22 protein-coding genes and 1 riboswitch are annotated in these 15240 nt (G+C 31.5%); of the genes, 17 read left to right on the top strand and 5 right to left on the bottom strand.

Annotated features, from left to right (window positions below):
- Positions 1 to 111 precede the first annotated feature (111 nt).
- A riboswitch (FMN riboswitch) is annotated at positions 112 to 229 on the top strand.
- 189 nt (positions 230 to 418) lie between these two features.
- Genes ribD through KQI38_RS09500 form a run of 5 tightly spaced genes read left to right on the top strand, consistent with a single transcriptional unit; the run spans position 419 to position 4524 of the window.
- A complete protein-coding gene (ribD, locus tag KQI38_RS09520; RefSeq protein ID WP_216558686.1) occupies positions 419 to 1507 on the top strand; it encodes a bifunctional diaminohydroxyphosphoribosylaminopyrimidine deaminase/5-amino-6-(5-phosphoribosylamino)uracil reductase RibD in 1089 nt (362 codons plus the stop codon).
- A 6-nt stretch (positions 1508 to 1513) separates the two neighbouring features.
- Positions 1514 to 2167: a riboflavin synthase gene (locus tag KQI38_RS09515; protein ID WP_216558684.1), complete on the top strand. Its 654-nt coding sequence runs from the start codon at positions 1514 to 1516 to the stop codon at positions 2165 to 2167.
- A 12-nt stretch (positions 2168 to 2179) separates the two neighbouring features.
- Positions 2180 to 3379 (top strand): bifunctional 3,4-dihydroxy-2-butanone-4-phosphate synthase/GTP cyclohydrolase II, encoded by a 1200-nt coding sequence (locus KQI38_RS09510; RefSeq protein WP_216558681.1) that lies wholly within the window; start codon positions 2180 to 2182, stop codon positions 3377 to 3379.
- A 16-nt stretch (positions 3380 to 3395) separates the two neighbouring features.
- On the top strand, positions 3396 to 3857 hold the full coding sequence (gene ribH / locus KQI38_RS09505) for a 6,7-dimethyl-8-ribityllumazine synthase (protein ID WP_094898949.1): 462 nt from the start codon (positions 3396 to 3398) through the stop codon (positions 3855 to 3857).
- Positions 3858 to 3861: 4 nt separating this feature from the next.
- A complete protein-coding gene (locus KQI38_RS09500) occupies positions 3862 to 4524 on the top strand; it encodes an HAD family hydrolase (protein ID WP_216558678.1) in 663 nt (220 codons plus the stop codon).
- A gap of 28 nt (positions 4525 to 4552) precedes the next feature.
- On the opposite strand, the gene KQI38_RS09495 is transcribed toward KQI38_RS09500, so the two are convergent.
- From KQI38_RS09495 to KQI38_RS09480, 4 genes are all read right to left on the bottom strand, one after another.
- On the bottom strand, positions 4553 to 4861 hold the full coding sequence (locus tag KQI38_RS09495) for a hypothetical protein (RefSeq protein WP_094898951.1): 309 nt from the start codon (positions 4859 to 4861) through the stop codon (positions 4553 to 4555).
- A gap of 76 nt (positions 4862 to 4937) precedes the next feature.
- Entirely contained in the window at positions 4938 to 5150 is a 213-nt protein-coding gene (locus tag KQI38_RS09490) for a CDIF630_02480 family spore surface protein (protein ID WP_094898952.1), read from the bottom strand.
- 68 nt (positions 5151 to 5218) lie between these two features.
- The gene (locus tag KQI38_RS09485) at positions 5219 to 6139 is read right to left on the bottom strand and encodes a VanW family protein (RefSeq protein WP_216558675.1); all 921 of its coding nucleotides are present in this window, start codon (positions 6137 to 6139) and stop codon (positions 5219 to 5221) included.
- A 154-nt stretch (positions 6140 to 6293) separates the two neighbouring features.
- Complete coding sequence (locus KQI38_RS09480) at positions 6294 to 6716, bottom strand: ferritin-like domain-containing protein (RefSeq protein ID WP_216558670.1); 423 nt, start codon at positions 6714 to 6716, stop codon at positions 6294 to 6296.
- Positions 6717 to 6881: 165 nt separating this feature from the next.
- Between KQI38_RS09480 and speD the strand changes: the two genes are divergently transcribed.
- The 8 genes from speD (at position 6882) to KQI38_RS09440 (ending at position 13305) form a co-directional block, all read left to right on the top strand.
- On the top strand, positions 6882 to 7676 hold the full coding sequence (speD, locus tag KQI38_RS09475) for an adenosylmethionine decarboxylase (RefSeq protein ID WP_216558667.1): 795 nt from the start codon (positions 6882 to 6884) through the stop codon (positions 7674 to 7676).
- Positions 7677 to 7699: 23 nt separating this feature from the next.
- Positions 7700 to 8548, top strand: coding sequence for a polyamine aminopropyltransferase (speE, locus tag KQI38_RS09470; protein WP_094898956.1), 849 nt, complete (start codon positions 7700 to 7702; stop codon positions 8546 to 8548).
- 117 nt (positions 8549 to 8665) lie between these two features.
- Positions 8666 to 9148, top strand: a complete 483-nt coding sequence (locus KQI38_RS09465; protein WP_094898957.1) for an AI-2E family transporter — start codon at positions 8666 to 8668, stop codon at positions 9146 to 9148.
- Positions 9149 to 9152: 4 nt separating this feature from the next.
- Positions 9153 to 9743, top strand: coding sequence for an HD domain-containing protein (locus KQI38_RS09460; protein WP_094898958.1), 591 nt, complete (start codon positions 9153 to 9155; stop codon positions 9741 to 9743).
- Positions 9744 to 9858: 115 nt separating this feature from the next.
- Entirely contained in the window at positions 9859 to 10953 is a 1095-nt protein-coding gene (locus KQI38_RS09455) for a hypothetical protein (RefSeq protein WP_094898959.1), read from the top strand.
- Positions 10954 to 11129: 176 nt separating this feature from the next.
- Complete coding sequence (locus KQI38_RS09450; RefSeq protein WP_216558664.1) at positions 11130 to 12047, top strand: sensor domain-containing diguanylate cyclase; 918 nt, start codon at positions 11130 to 11132, stop codon at positions 12045 to 12047.
- A 117-nt stretch (positions 12048 to 12164) separates the two neighbouring features.
- Positions 12165 to 12851, top strand: coding sequence for a prefoldin domain-containing protein (locus KQI38_RS09445; RefSeq protein ID WP_216558661.1), 687 nt, complete (start codon positions 12165 to 12167; stop codon positions 12849 to 12851).
- 244 nt (positions 12852 to 13095) lie between these two features.
- Positions 13096 to 13305, top strand: a complete 210-nt coding sequence (locus KQI38_RS09440; protein WP_216558657.1) for a hypothetical protein — start codon at positions 13096 to 13098, stop codon at positions 13303 to 13305.
- 332 nt (positions 13306 to 13637) lie between these two features.
- On the opposite strand, the gene KQI38_RS09435 is transcribed toward KQI38_RS09440, so the two are convergent.
- Complete coding sequence (locus KQI38_RS09435; RefSeq protein WP_216558654.1) at positions 13638 to 14072, bottom strand: helix-turn-helix domain-containing protein; 435 nt, start codon at positions 14070 to 14072, stop codon at positions 13638 to 13640.
- A 269-nt stretch (positions 14073 to 14341) separates the two neighbouring features.
- Here KQI38_RS09435 and KQI38_RS09430 point away from each other — a divergent pair, with 269 nt between their 5' ends.
- The 4 genes from KQI38_RS09430 to KQI38_RS09415 are packed head-to-tail and all read left to right on the top strand — an operon-like array spanning position 14342 to position 15227.
- A complete protein-coding gene (locus KQI38_RS09430) occupies positions 14342 to 14500 on the top strand; it encodes a DUF6906 family protein (RefSeq protein ID WP_216558651.1) in 159 nt (52 codons plus the stop codon).
- 1 nt (position 14501) lies between these two features.
- Positions 14502 to 14675 carry a hypothetical protein gene (locus KQI38_RS09425; protein ID WP_216558648.1) on the top strand — a complete coding sequence of 58 codons (174 nt, stop codon included), beginning with the start codon at positions 14502 to 14504 and terminating at the stop codon, positions 14673 to 14675.
- A gap of 20 nt (positions 14676 to 14695) precedes the next feature.
- The gene (locus KQI38_RS09420) at positions 14696 to 14911 is read left to right on the top strand and encodes a helix-turn-helix domain-containing protein (protein WP_216558644.1); all 216 of its coding nucleotides are present in this window, start codon (positions 14696 to 14698) and stop codon (positions 14909 to 14911) included.
- 13 nt (positions 14912 to 14924) lie between these two features.
- Positions 14925 to 15227 carry a hypothetical protein gene (locus KQI38_RS09415; protein ID WP_216558641.1) on the top strand — a complete coding sequence of 101 codons (303 nt, stop codon included), beginning with the start codon at positions 14925 to 14927 and terminating at the stop codon, positions 15225 to 15227.
- Positions 15228 to 15240: the final 13 nt, after the last annotated feature.

Genomic DNA, 15240 nt, shown 5'->3' with positions numbered 1-15240 from the left:
GATTCTAATAAAATAATAGAGTTGCATAATAGATTAAAGTGATGGGGACCATCACTTTAATTATTTGTTGACATAATAAAATAAATCTTATATAATGGCCTTGAAAACTAAATAATTCTTCAGGGCAGGGTGCAATTCCCTACCGGCGGTATAGCCCGCGAGCCTTAGATAGGCATGATTCGGTGAAACTCCGAAGCCGACAGTAAAGTCTGGATGAAAGAAGAACAATATGAATCTTAGTAAATCAATACTATCAATTTTTAGTGTACTAGGCTCTGAAATATTATATATTTCAGAGCCATTTTTATTAAGATTATATTAAGAATATTAGTTATTCCTAATATAAAAGCCCTGATTTTTGTAATCAGGGCTTTTATATTAGAAATTTGTTTCAGTTAGTATGAATAGGAGGTGTTTTATGCACGAGAAATACATGAAGTTAGCACTAGAATTAGCTGAAAAGGGTAGAGGAAAGGTCAATCCCAATCCTATGGTAGGTGCAATTATAGTAAAAAAAAATAAAGTAATAGGTAAAGGATATCATGAGTGCTATGGCGAAGCACATGCAGAAGTAAAGGCTTTCCAAAATGCAACTGAAGATGTAGAGGGAGCTACTCTTTATGTAACACTAGAACCATGCTCTCATTACGGAAAAACCCCACCATGTGTAGATAAAATAATTGATAAAAAAATCAATAGGGTTTTTATTGGTTCACTTGATCCTAATCCTTTAGTTTCAGGTAGGGGAGTTGAAAAACTCATAGATGCAGGTATAGAGGTCAAAACAGGAATCTTAGAAAAGGAATGTAGAGAGTTAAACGAAATATTTATGAAATATATAGTAGAAAGAAAGCCCTTTGTCATAATGAAAACAGCCATGTCCTTAGATGGGAAGATTGCAACTAAGATAGGTGAGTCAAAGTGGATCACCTGTTCTGAGTCGAGAAATAATGTACATCGCCTTAGGGATCAAGTGGCAGGAATTATGGTAGGCGTGAATACTGTAATAATGGATAATCCAGAATTAACTTGTAGGATTGAAAATGGTAATAACCCTGTAAGAATAATAGTAGACAGTAGTCTTAGGATACCTATAGATTCTAAGGTTTTAGGTAAGCAGCATATAGCAGAAACCATAATAGCTACGACGCCTCAGGCAGATATAAGAAAGAAAATTGAAATTGAAGACAAAGGGGTTAAGGTATTAATTACTGAAAGTCTAGAAGGAAAGGTGGATTTACAAGACCTTATGTCAAAGCTAGCTATGGAAAATATTGATAGTGTATTTCTTGAGGGAGGTTCTACTCTTAACTTTTCTGCTCTTGAACAATCTATAGTTGATAAGGTCCAAGTCTATATTGCTCCAAAGATAATCGGAGGAGACAAATCAAAAACACCAGTGGGCGGTAGTGGAGTTGAGTGCTTAATAAATGCATTTCAACTTCATAGGGTAAGTTATAGAACTATAGGTGAAGATATATTGATAGAAGGTTATATAAGGCGGTGATTTAAAATGTTTACAGGAATAGTAGAAGAAATAGGTAAAGTTCAAGGGATAAGAAGAGGAGAGAAATCATTCACACTTACAATCTCCGGATCTTTGGTTTTAGACAAAACTTTCATAGGAGATAGTATTTGCACCAATGGAGTATGCTTAACAGTTACAAAGATAAACAACAATAGCTTTGAGGCTGATGTTATGGTTGAGACCCTAAGAAGAAGTAATCTAGGGGTTCTCAAAATAGGGAGTTATGTAAATTTGGAAAGAGCATTAGCCCTAGATAAAAGGCTAGGAGGACATTTAGTAAGTGGTCATATAGATGGAGTAGGAGAAATAATCTCAAGAGAAAAAGAAGATAATGCTACTTGGATTACTATAAAGGCTTCACCAGACATACTTAGATATATAATTGAAAAAGGTTCTATTGCAATTGATGGAATTAGCTTAACTGTAGCATATGTAGATGAATATGTATTTAAGGTTTCTATAATCCCACATACTAGTATAAATACAACACTCCTAGATAAAATACGAGGTGACAAAGTAAATCTAGAATGTGACCTTATAGGTAAGTATGTTGAAAAATTATTGGGTCTACAGAAACAAGATAAGGTAGTTAATAGCAGAGTAAATGAGGATTTCCTAGAGAGTAATGGATTCATTTAAGGAGGGATTAAGATGTTTGAATTTAATAGCATTGATGAAGCTATTGAAGATATTAAAGCAGGAAAAATGATAATAGTAGTTGATGATCCTGATAGGGAAAATGAAGGGGATTTATTAATGGCAGCTGAAAAAACTACACCAGAGGATATAAATTTTATGGCTAAGTATGGGCGTGGGCTTATATGTATGCCTTTAGATGAACAAAGAATAAAAGAACTTGAAATTCAACCTATGGTTGAGAATAATACTGACAATCATGAAACCGCCTTTACAGTATCTATAGACCATGTAGATACTACTACAGGAATTTCAGCTCATGAAAGGGCTCTAACGATACAAAAGGTATTAGATGAAAGTTTAAAGAAAGATGATTTTAGAAGGCCAGGACATATTTTTCCCCTAAAGGCAAGAGAAGGTGGGGTCCTAAGACGAACAGGTCATACAGAAGCAGCAGTAGATTTAGCGAAGCTAGCGGGATTAAAGCCAGCTGGAGTAATTTGTGAAATAATGAATGATAATGGCACTATGTCAAGGACTCCAGAACTCATGGCATTTGCGCAGGAGCATAGACTAAAAATTATAACAATCGCTGATTTAATTTCTTATAGAAGACATAAGGAGAAATTAATTGAAAGAGTTGTTGAAACAAAAATGCCAACAAAATATGGAGATTTTAAAATATATGGATTCATAAATAAGATAAATGGTGAACACCACGTAGCCCTAGTAAAGGGTGATATAACAACTGGTGAACCAGTTCTAGCAAGAATTCACTCAGAGTGCCTTACTGGAGACGCCTTAGGATCAAAAAGATGTGATTGCGGGGAACAATATGCTGCGGCAATGGAAAAAATTGCAGAAGAAGGGAGAGGAGTACTACTATATATGAGACAAGAGGGTAGAGGTATAGGACTTATTAATAAACTAAAGGCTTATGCTCTACAGGATCAAGGATTTGATACAGTTGAAGCCAATATTAAACTTGGATTTCCTCCTGATATGCGTGAATATGGCATAGGAGCTCAAATACTAAATGACTTAGGAATTAAAAAACTTAAGTTAATGACTAATAATCCAAGGAAAATAAATGGTTTATCAGGCTATGATATTGAAATAGTTGAAAGAGTACCAATTCAAATGAATCATAACGAGGTAAATGAATTTTATTTAAAAACAAAACAGAAGAAAATGAATCATATATTAAAATATTAAGGTGGAGGTAATTAGAATGAGAATAATTGAGGGAAATTTAGTCGCACAAGGTATTAAAGTTGGAATAGTAGTAGGTAGATTTAATGAATTTATAGTTTCAAAATTATTAGGCGGTGCTCTTGATGGTTTAAAGAGACATGGTGTAGAGGATGAGTATATTGAGGTAGCTTGGGTGCCAGGTGCATTTGAAATTCCATTAGTAGCTAAAAAAATGGCAAACAGCAATAAATATGATGCAGTAATATGTTTAGGTGCTGTAATTCGTGGATCAACACCGCATTTTGATTATGTTTGTGCTGAAGTATCAAAAGGTATTGCCAGCGTAACATTAAGCTCAGAAATTCCAGTTATCTTTGGAGTATTAACAACAGATAGTATTGAACAAGCTATAGAAAGAGCTGGAACTAAAGCAGGTAATAAGGGATATGATGCAGCAGTATCAGCTATAGAAATGGCAAATCTGTTAAAAAGCTTCTAAAACTATGGATAAGATAAAAAATATTATATTTGATTATGATGGTACATTGCATAATAGCATAATAATATATGGTCAAGGATTTAGACAAGCCTATAAATATCTAGTAGAGTTAGGTTATGCACAAGAAAGATTATGGGATGATAATAAGATAAGTAAATGGATTGGATTTAGCAGCAAGGAAATGTGGAATGAATTTATGCCAGAATTGCCAGAAGATGAGAAGAAGAAATGTAGCAATATAATAGGCTCATATATGATTCAACGCATAAATGAAAATAAAGCCGAACTTTATGAAGGGGCAATAGATATTCTTGAATATTTAAAAGAGAAGGGATTTAATTTAATATTTCTCAGCAATTGTAAAATAGAATATATGGAGGCTCAGAGGAGAAGTTTTAATTTGGATAATTACTTTAAAGATTTCTATTGTACAGAAGAATTTGGATTTATACCTAAATATGATATTTTTTATGCAATAAAGGCAAAATATAATGGAAACTTTTTAGTAGTTGGAGATAGGTATCAGGATATGGAAATTGCTAAGGTCTATAACTTAGTTTTCATTGGTTGTAAATATGGATTTGGAAAAGAAGGTGAACTTAAGGATTCAAATTTTTTAATCCATGATATTTTAGAAATAAAAGAAATAATTGAGGAAATTAATTAAAATAAGACAAAGTTAACTTTGTCTTATTTTAGTTGTGTCTACTTGATAAATCATTTAATAAATCTGAGGTTAATTTATTTATATCTTCCATTTGTTTATTTAGTTTATCAAATTTTTTAGATAATTCTCTATCCTTTGTTCTTCCCAAATCATTAGCGTTAAGCAGCATACTTATGCTTGTAAAATGTTCCATATTAGAAAAGTTATTTTCTTCTATTTTTTTAGCCTGATTAAGTATCTCGGCAATAGCCTTTGGGTTTTCCATACTACTATCCATATTAGATGCATTGCTTAAATCTCTGTTTTGAGCTTGATCCGAAGCTTTTGGATTTTTCATGACATCATCCTTTCATATATCTATAGGATTAGTATGGCATAATATATAAAAATTATCATAAAAAATAGCCCTTAGGCTACTTTTTATTTATATCATCTACCCATTCTTTTGCCTCTACTACTGCATCATATGTCGGTATTGCAACCCCAGAATCTGGTATTTTCTTTTCAGTATTGTAGTATACATCCGTTGGAGAATATCCAAAATTAGGATCTTTATGATTTTTATATGAACCAGTTGCTGATTTATATTCTGTATCAGTATTCAAACTTCTTTTGTCTTCCTTCATTTTAATCCCTCCCTAAAAACATTTCATGGATTATAATACTTATACCCAATGACTTGAAAAAATCCCAATTAATTAGTCTCTATCACTTTAGGTAATGGCTCATAATGGCTAATTCCCATATTTTTTATGATGTAATGTTCATCATTATAGAATATAGTAATAGTTGATTTGACCGTTGCCCCATCCATTCCTCCTAGGACAGTTTTCATCTCACCTTGTTTTAAGTTTTCGTTTTTAATGTATTTAACAGGGGGAGTGGTAACATTACTAACTTCATGATTCCATATTACTTTAGGAGGCTTTTCACTGCCATAGAATCCCATATACAATCTGTTACCAATCATTTCTGCCCAAATCAATATTGAATTTTCTGTAGTATTTTTAAATCTAAGGTCTTTTACACCGTAGGCTACAGTTGCATCCTGCCCATAAGGTACATAATTAACTGGCATAGAGTGATTATGTCTTTCTATTACTTCAAGGTTAGATAATACGGCTAGATTATAAAGAGTTGTGGCAATTTTACATACTCCTCCACCTTCAGTCATTATTATATTACCTCCAATATAGGAGGCTCCCTCTCTAAATCCTCTAAGTTTAGTATAAGGACCTATAGCGGAATTTTGAGAAAATATTTTAGAAGATTTAATTACTTGACCTTTAACTTTTTGACTAGCTAAACTAACATTATATTCCTCTCCAGGTAATGGATTTTTAAGAACGGCACAAAAACCAGCTATAAGGGTATGAGTATCATATTTATCCTTAGCCTTTAAAAATTCTTTATCATTTCTCCAAGGCATATTACTTACTTCTCCAGATACTTCAGGAATATCATAGCGTTCATTCCTTTTATTAATCATAAATTCAGGCTCAGAATTAACAATTGTAAATTTATTATCTAAAATTGGATTACTAATAGCATAAGATTTTGTTGATAATAATATAGCTAAACTAATTGGTAGAATAGTTAATTTAAATTTATCCATAAGAACCTCCATATATAAAATAAGATTTATATCCTAGTAATATAGTTTCTTGATTTTATGGATAAAATATTCTAATGTTCATTGCCATTATCTGTTATGAAAATATGATTTTAAATTTTTAAAAGCATCTAAAATAGGCTAGACGCTCCTAAATTTAAAGAGAATTGTAAAGAGTACTAAATTGAGTAGCATGTTCTAGTTCATCTACCATAGCATAATAAAATGTATCTCTGACAAATTGATCGGAGGTGGAAAGCTGTACATCCCTATAAAATTCGCCTGCTTCCAGTTCATCCTTTAATGCTATTAATATTCCTTCCTTGTAATTTGGATAAATTGTGGGGGTAATGACATATTGTGGCATATAACCTGTAAGATAACAATAAAGTCTGGAAAATTTCTCCAAATGATCCAATTCATCTTCCATAGCATGTCGAATAAACTCTCTATGCAAATCATTTGGGGCTTCTCTTAACAATCTTCCATAAAATTCAGCAGCTGTGGCTTCATCTACGATTGAGTCATATACAAATTCAACTATTTGTGGTATTTTATGGCATCCCAGCAATGGTAACATTTTATCCCTCCTTAATTTCTTTTCATAATATTTTATTCAGTTTGAGAAATAATGTGAGTAGGCTATGTAGTGATAGAAAGGATTAACTATAGACATAATGGGACAAATAAAGTAAAATTATATGAAGACAAAAGCCTTATATAATATTTAGAAATGGGGTAAGAAATGGAAAAGCTTATGCTATATGGTTTTAATAACCTAACAAAGACACTTAGTTTTAATATCTATGATGTTTGTTATGCTGTGACACCAGAGGATAAACAAAAGTATATTGAATATATTGATGAACAATATAATTCAACCAGATTAACAGAAATACTCGTAGAAATTACTAAAATGATAGGTGCTAATGTTTTAAACATTGCTAAGCAAGACTATGAGCCTCAGGGTGCTAGTGTGAATTTACTAATTACAGAAGAAGCTATACCAATTGTTTCAATCGATCCATCTTGTAATGCTGGTACTTTAATACCTACACCAAGACATGTATTAGGTCACTTGGATAAAAGTCATATTACAGTTCACACTTATCCTGAAAGTCATCCTGATAAGGGAATAATGACATTTAGAGTGGATGTAGATGTATCAACTTGTGGAGAAATATCACCACTTAATGCACTAAATTACCTAATTGAGAATTTTGACTCCGATATTATAATTTGCGATTATCGAATTAGGGGATTTACAAGAGATATAAATGGAAATAAGCATTTTAAAGATCATCAAATTAACTCAATACAAGATTTTATATCTCCAAAAAACCTAAGTTTATATAACAGTATTGACGTTAATGTATATCAAGAAAATGTATTTCATACAAAGATGATATTAAAGGAACTAGAATTAGATAATTATCTATTTGAGATGCAGGTGGAAGATTTGAGTGATGAAGAGAAAAATAGGATATTAAAGAAATTAAATCAGGAAATGTATGAAATCTATTATGGACGTAATTTCTAGAGTGATTTTAAGGAGGTCAACAAATGGATTTATGGTTTAATGAATGGAATACGGATACTTGTAAATTTTCAATAAAGATTAAGGACCCTATATATTCAGAGAAAACACCTTTTCAAAAAATTGATTTTTTTGAATCCTATGATTTTGGAATATTTTTTACATTAGATGGTATGATGATGGTAAATGAGAAAGACGAATTCATATACCATGATATGATAACTCATATACCCATGTCAGTAAATCCTAATATTAAGAGGGTATTAGTCATAGGCGGAGGAGATGGAGGTACGGTAAGAGAGCTTACTAGATATAATAGTATTGAATTAATTCATATGGTAGAAATAGATGAAAGAGTAGTAAGATTATGTCAAAAATATTTACCTGTAACCTCCTCAAAGCTGGAAGATGAAAGAGTTACATTATTTTTTGAAGATGGTATAAAATTTGTAAAAGATAAAGAAAGTTTTTATGATTTAATATTAGTTGATTCTACAGACCCAATTGGTCCAGGAGAAGGGTTATTTACTACTAGCTTTTATAGGGATTGCTATAAAGCATTGAATGAAAATGGGATTCTTATTAATCAACACGAAAGCCCTTACTTCGATCAATATAAGGAAGAAATGTTGAAAGCACATGGAAAGTTAAAAAAGATATTTGATGTATGCGAAGTGTATCAATTTCATATGCCGACCTATTCATCTGGACATTGGCTATTTGGATTTGCATCTAAGGGACTCAATCCAACTAAAGATCACAAACCAGAGGAATGGGAGAACCTAGGTTTAAAGACTAAATACTATAATTCTCAAATTCATCAAGGAGCATTTATGTTACCGACCTATGTAAGAGAATTATTAGAATCAGTATAATTATAAATTGCTCTAAAATGTTAAATATTTTAGGGCTTTTTTATTTACAAGAAGTATAGCTATGATATAATTTCAAATAATAGAATTATTAATGTAAATGTTTAAGGGGAGTAGCCAATGGATAATAAAAAAGATTTTTTGAAACAAATAATGAATGATACTGGAAAAGGTATTAAGGGGTATATGAAAGCTCAAGTTACTCTAATGATTATAACCTTTATAATACTAGGGATAGGACTAACTATTATAGATGCCAAACATCCTATTCTAATATCGGCAGGAATTGCAATATTAGATATTATTCCTGTTCTTGGAGCAGGTATTGTTATGATACCTTGGGTTGTAATCAATTTTATTATAGGCAATAAAGATATGGGGGCAGATTTAGCAACTCTTTATGTTATTTTGGTTATCTTGAGACAATTTATAGAACCCAAAATTGTAGGTAAAGAAATTGGAGTTAGACCCCTTTATACATTTATTGCAACTATATTAGGCTCTATTATATTGGGACCAATAGGGATTATATTAGGACCTTTAGCAGCTGTAATTATTAGTTCAATTATGAAAACAAAGAAAAAAACAGATAATAGGAGATGAGAACATGATAAAAGAAAGATTATTAAAGGACATAGAATTTATAGTAGAACTAGATAAGATGAAATCCATTTTAAGGCAAACAAGTTTAATTAATGAAGATAGAAGGGAGGATGATGCTCAGCATTCTTGGCATATATCTGTTATGGCAATGATTTTAGGAGAATATTCTAACGAGAAGATTGACATATGCAAGGTAATAAAAATGTTATTAACTCATGATTTAGTAGAAATATTCGCTGGAGATACATTTTGCTATGATAAAGTAGGAAATGAAGATAAAAAAGAAAGAGAAAATCTAGCTGCTGAAAAGATATTTGGAATGCTAGAAGAAGATAAAGGCAGAGAATTGAGAGTCCTATGGGATGAATTTGAGGATGGAAAAACATCAGAAGCATTGTTTGCAGCATCTATGGATAGGCTTCAGCCAATGCTAAGTAACTATTATAATAATGGTGGAACTTGGAAAAAGTTTAATGTGGCTAAAGAAGACATTTACAAGAGAATAGCACCAGTGAAAAAATCTTCAGATGAACTATGGAGTTTTGTAGAGAATATGATTGAGGATGCATATGATAAAGGATTGATATCAAAGTAGTTGCTGGGAGAAAGAACATAAGACGGACATTAAAATATATTAGGTTCAAAATAAAGAAGTTTTTATGCACCAAACTTATAATATACTATTTTGAGAAATAGAGGTGTTTTATAAAATGACAATTAGTTATAATGGAGGTTACTTTCAAAATATTTCTCAGAGGGCAGCATATGAGTATTGCATGGCTTTTTCGGATTATACATCTATGGTATCAGAAGGACTTGATTATGGCATCCAAGAACATGTAGAAAGCTCATATAAAGATTTACATAAATTTTTTGGGGATTTATATGATGAATTATTTTACCATCCAGAGAATTTCTATTTACCTACGACAGAGGATATGGCTTATGAAGATTTTGAGCCTAAGGAATCAAGACCAGAAGTTACTAAAGCTTGGTATAAGCCAAAAACAGAAATTAAAAATGGGTTAGAGTTTTTATATGCAATAGGACAAGTTGGTGTAATTAATCAACAGAATTTACTTCTAAGTAAAGAACAATATAATAATATTGTTAAAAAATCTAAAGTCAAAAAACAGTTTATTAAAAGTATGCAATGCGTTGAACTTCATGTAATAGATGAAGAAGAAAATATAATTATTACAAATACTAGATATCCTAAAATGATGCCAGCGCTAAAGCAGCTAGCAGTTGGATGTCAGCAACATAAGGATGAGATGGGGTTCATTTATTTTTATCAGTGCAATTTTAAGGCAATTAATCCTAATTATGAGATTGATGCTCCTACAATTTTGAAAAAAATTGCAACGATTCAATATGATAAAATAATATTACTTCATAACTATTTAATAAACCAGGGTTATAAGGCTATCTGCAAATATCCCAATATTAGCTATCAAGGCAGCAGAAAATCTAAATCTACTCCCCTACTTGTTATAAGCTTTGATCCAAGAGCAAAGGAAACATTTGGATTTAGTCTTAAATTAGCAAGTATAAATAGACTAATTCCTCATATTTATAATCAGCCAGACTTTCTTCAAGAAGATTTTAATAATCGTACCCGCTTATGCACGGGGTGTGGGTGGTGCAACAGCAGAGACGGTATGAATCCTTCAGTTTTTGAGTATAAAGGAGAAACGAAAACCTTATGCTGTTGGTATTCTTTTATTATACATCATCATTTAGATGACGAATTATTTAGAGTCATCAAACAGTATTCTATTTTGCACCAGATGCTAGCAAGCTAGGTTAAAGTATGTATTAGATAAAATTTATAGGGGATATAAATTAGGGTGGATAGCAGTAAGTATCTACCTTATTTTACTTATAGATTTTAAGTTAAACGACAAATATATTGTTGTAAGTTCATAGAATGGGGTATATTGGAAGTAAATGAGAGCATTACTTATTTAGGAGAGATATTATGGGGCAAAATAGTAATATTGATTTTTTAAAAGATGAGGAAAAATTAAAGCTAATTGCAGCGATTGAACAAGCGGCTGTAACTATTATAATGACAGATATAGATGGAAATATTCAATACTGTAATCCGGCTTTTGAACAGATATCAGGATATTCGTTAAAAGAAGTAATTGGAAAAAACCCAAGAATTCTCAAAAGTGGACTAACCCATAGCAATGTATTTGAAGATATGTGGAATACCATAACTAAAGGAAAAGATTGGAAGGGAGATCTGATTAATAAGAAAAAAGATGGCACAATCTATTATGAAGAGGCTAGAATCACACCTATAACTGACAGTAATGGGAAAATAGTTAATTTTTTAGGAGTAAAACAAGATGTTTCTAGAAGAAAATATTTGGAGGAAAAGTTAAAACAAACATCAATAAGAGATTCATTAACTAACATATATAATAGAGGATATGCATTTGAAAGATTAGGTCAAAGTATAGAACTATTTAAGAAAAAGGAGGAAAATTTTTCTTTAGCATTAGTTGATATAGATTTTTTTAAAAACATAAATGATACTTATGGTCATCAAGCAGGAGACTTTGTGTTAAAAGAATTTGCAGAAATACTTGCTTCAAGTATTAGAACCTATGATGTATTAGCACGTTATGGAGGAGAGGAATTTATCCTAATATTACAGGGAATAGGCAAATCATCTTCAGTAAAGGTAATTAAAAGAGTTTCAGAAAGAATAAAGGAATCTCTTTTTAATTATGAGGATAAAAAAGTAGAGATTACATTTAGCTGTGGAATTGTCGATGCTTCTGAAATTGGGAAAGAAACCATATCATTGCAAAATATGATTTATGAAGCAGATAGGAGATTATATGAAGCTAAAAATACAGGAAGAAATAAGATAATAGTAGATTGATAAGGGATAAATGATCCTCTGATATAGCAAGAGACTCAATCCATGATGAGGACTGAGGATATAAATATTAATTAATCGTATACTATTGTTATATAAATGATGAAAGGTTGAAATGATATGAAGAATAGGATATTGTTAATAATATTAGCGATTACAATTGTTTTAATTGGATGTACTCCAAAAAATTCAGTAAATGTAGATTTAGAAGAAAAGATACAGGAAAAAGATACAAAAATATCTGAGCTAGAAGATAAAATTAATGAACTTGAATCTCAACTGAACAATGTAAATCAACCTATGTCCAATAATAATCTGCTATCAATAGTAGTAGATGTGATGGATTCTATTAAAAACAAGGATATGGATAGGTTATCATCCTATGTTCATCCTACAAAAGGGCTCAGATTTAGTCCCTATGGTCACATAGATACTGAATCAAGTCAAGTGTTTACAGTGGAAGAAGTAAAAAATCTTAAAGAAGATAATAAGGCATATTTATGGGGACATTATGATGGGTCAGGGGAACCCATTAAATTGAATTTTAATGATTATTATAAAAGATTTGTTTATGATAAAGACTTTGCAAATCCTCAAATCATAGGAAATGATATATCCATAGGAGAGGGTAATACTGTGGATAATATAAAAGATGTTTATCCCAATAGTCATTTTGTAGAATTCTATTTTAAAGGATTCGATCCCCAATATGCTGGCATTGATTGGAGAAGTTTAAAATTAGTATTTGAAGAGGAAAATGGAAAGATGTATCTAATAGCTATAGCTCATGGTGAATGGACTATATAAAATAAGGAGGATAGTTAAACTATCCTCTCTATTTATTTTTGTGATGGTTGAGATGATAATATTTTGCTTTTTAAGAAGGAATTTCACTTGATATGTAGAATACATAGTATAATATGAGATTATAGAAAATGAATCAATACATTAACAATCAAATAATATATAGACTTAGGAGAATAAGATGAAAAATTTAAACATTAATGTTGATTAACAAGATAAGTGACAAAACATTAGATATAAAAAGAATATGCGGGATATAGTGGGAAATCTTGGTATTACTGGGGATAAGATGGGATTAAGAGAAAAACTGTTGACAAGTATATTGAGAAGATATATTTTAAAAACATTGATGTGGATAATTGAAATAAAAAGAGCAGATAAGCACTGGAAGCCTTGTAGCGTAAGGGATAAAGTGCTTTTATATCTGCTCTTTATTTATTATACCAATAAAATATAAAAATGAAAAGAGTTTCAACGTGCTAACGGTAGCGTTACAAACTGTTTATAGCAATTAAAATAAATGGCAAAACATCAAAAAAATGGCTATTTGCAAGCGTTAGAGCAAATTGAACAACTTATACAAGCGTGCAGATAGCGTGCGAATTATATTTTACCAAAGCAATTTTTATCAAAAACCAAAGTGACAAAACGATATATTTAAAAAAATGATGTCACATTGGCTCAAACTCTAAACTTTCGAGCATTTCCACTATCAAAATTTACACATCGACCAAAGTGACAAGATTTTATGTAATAATGATATATAAATCTATCAAACAGGTATAAAAATTAAGCAGTTTCATTTGTGTCTGCTTTTCTTGCTATTTCTCCATCGTCCAAGGTCAATGACATTTCTTTTTTAATATGTCGATTATACTTCATGTCTATTATATCTAGCGTGTCCTGTTGGTCTTCGTATTCTAAAATTCGGAATTTTGCAATCATGTCTCTTTCATCATCTGTCATGCGAATTTGTTCTGTATCTAAGAGATTCTCCTCATGTAAAGCTGTTTCCTCTCCTGTTAAAAGCCATTCAATGGAAACCTTTAATACCTTGGACAATTTATAGATAGCCATTGTATCAGGTACTCTGTTTCCGTTCACATAGTTACTCATTGCATTCTTTGAAATTCCAGTAATCTTACAGATGTCTACTTGTTTTAAATCTAACTTGCTCATCTGCTCGGAGATTCTTACTCCTATATCTGTGAAGTTCTCAATCATGGTACAAAGCCCCCCTTACATTTTAAAATAGATGAAATACTTCTTGAATAAATACCACAAACGAGAATTTTAATGTTGACAAGTTCTCATTTGTGGTATACAATCTTAAGTAGATAGATAAATACATCAAAATAATATCATAAAGCAGCACTAAAAGCGATAGGTATTTAGACTCTTCAGGTAAGTTTTTCTAATAACTTACTACAAAAATTCTTAATTAAGATGTGCTCATGTCTACTGGCACAAAAAATATAATGGGAGGTGAAAACTTGAAACGAGGAAAAAGACCGACCAGAGCTCAAAAAATCAGTATAGATTCTTTTAGGTTAAATCCTGATAACTGGCTCGTGATAAGAGATTGCAAGGATAGCCTTGAAATAGTACACAAGGTATCCGGCAAGACAAGAACATTAAAAAAGGAGGCTTAGGATGACAAGAGTTGAGATATTGGAAAAATACAAGGATATAGCGTGTCATAATCTATTCTGTTACTCAGCTAACTATCTAATGAGTAAGCCAAAAGAAGGCTATGAAAAGGAATGGAATGAGGCAAACGAAGAAATAAAACTCCTTGAAGAACTAATTGCTGAACAGACGGAATAAAAACGGAAGGAGGATGCTTGATGCAAGGCAAAAGGAAATTAACACAATTTGGAGTGTTGGTAAAAAAGACATTAGTTGAAATAGGCATGACTCAGGTGGAACTGGCTGAAGAAGTCGGGACAAGCAACAAGTACCTCAATTTAATTATATACGGAGAGAGGTCAGGAGGAAAGTATATAGACAGCATTGCAAGGGTTCTCGGCTTGGACTTGGAGGAATTAAAAAAAATAGCATAAAGGAGGAATTATATTGAAAAGAAGTGATGTGTTCCTGAAGGAGCTCCAAGACTTAAAAACTGGAATGAATATCAATGAAAAAAGTCTAAGTAATAGTTCAAAGGTAATCATTCTTGAAAGAAAGAAGAGTAAGCTCGAATATAAACTGACTCAAATTCAGGAGGAAGTTGAAAAGGAAATTGAGGATTGTTTTGACTATCTGAGCATGAAACAGGCAAATATTGAAACGCTTAGCAATATGGATGTTTATATCAATGACGAAATCAGCAAGGTTGAGCAGCTAATCGAAAAAATAAAGGTGGCAAACAATGAGTAATCGGAGGGCTTGG

Source organism: Tissierella carlieri (assembly GCF_018917285.1).
In the GTDB taxonomy this organism is placed as follows: domain Bacteria; phylum Bacillota; class Clostridia; order Tissierellales; family Tissierellaceae; genus Tissierella; species Tissierella carlieri.
Note: the sequence above shows the minus strand (reverse complement) of the source record. Positions and strands in the feature narration are given on the sequence as shown.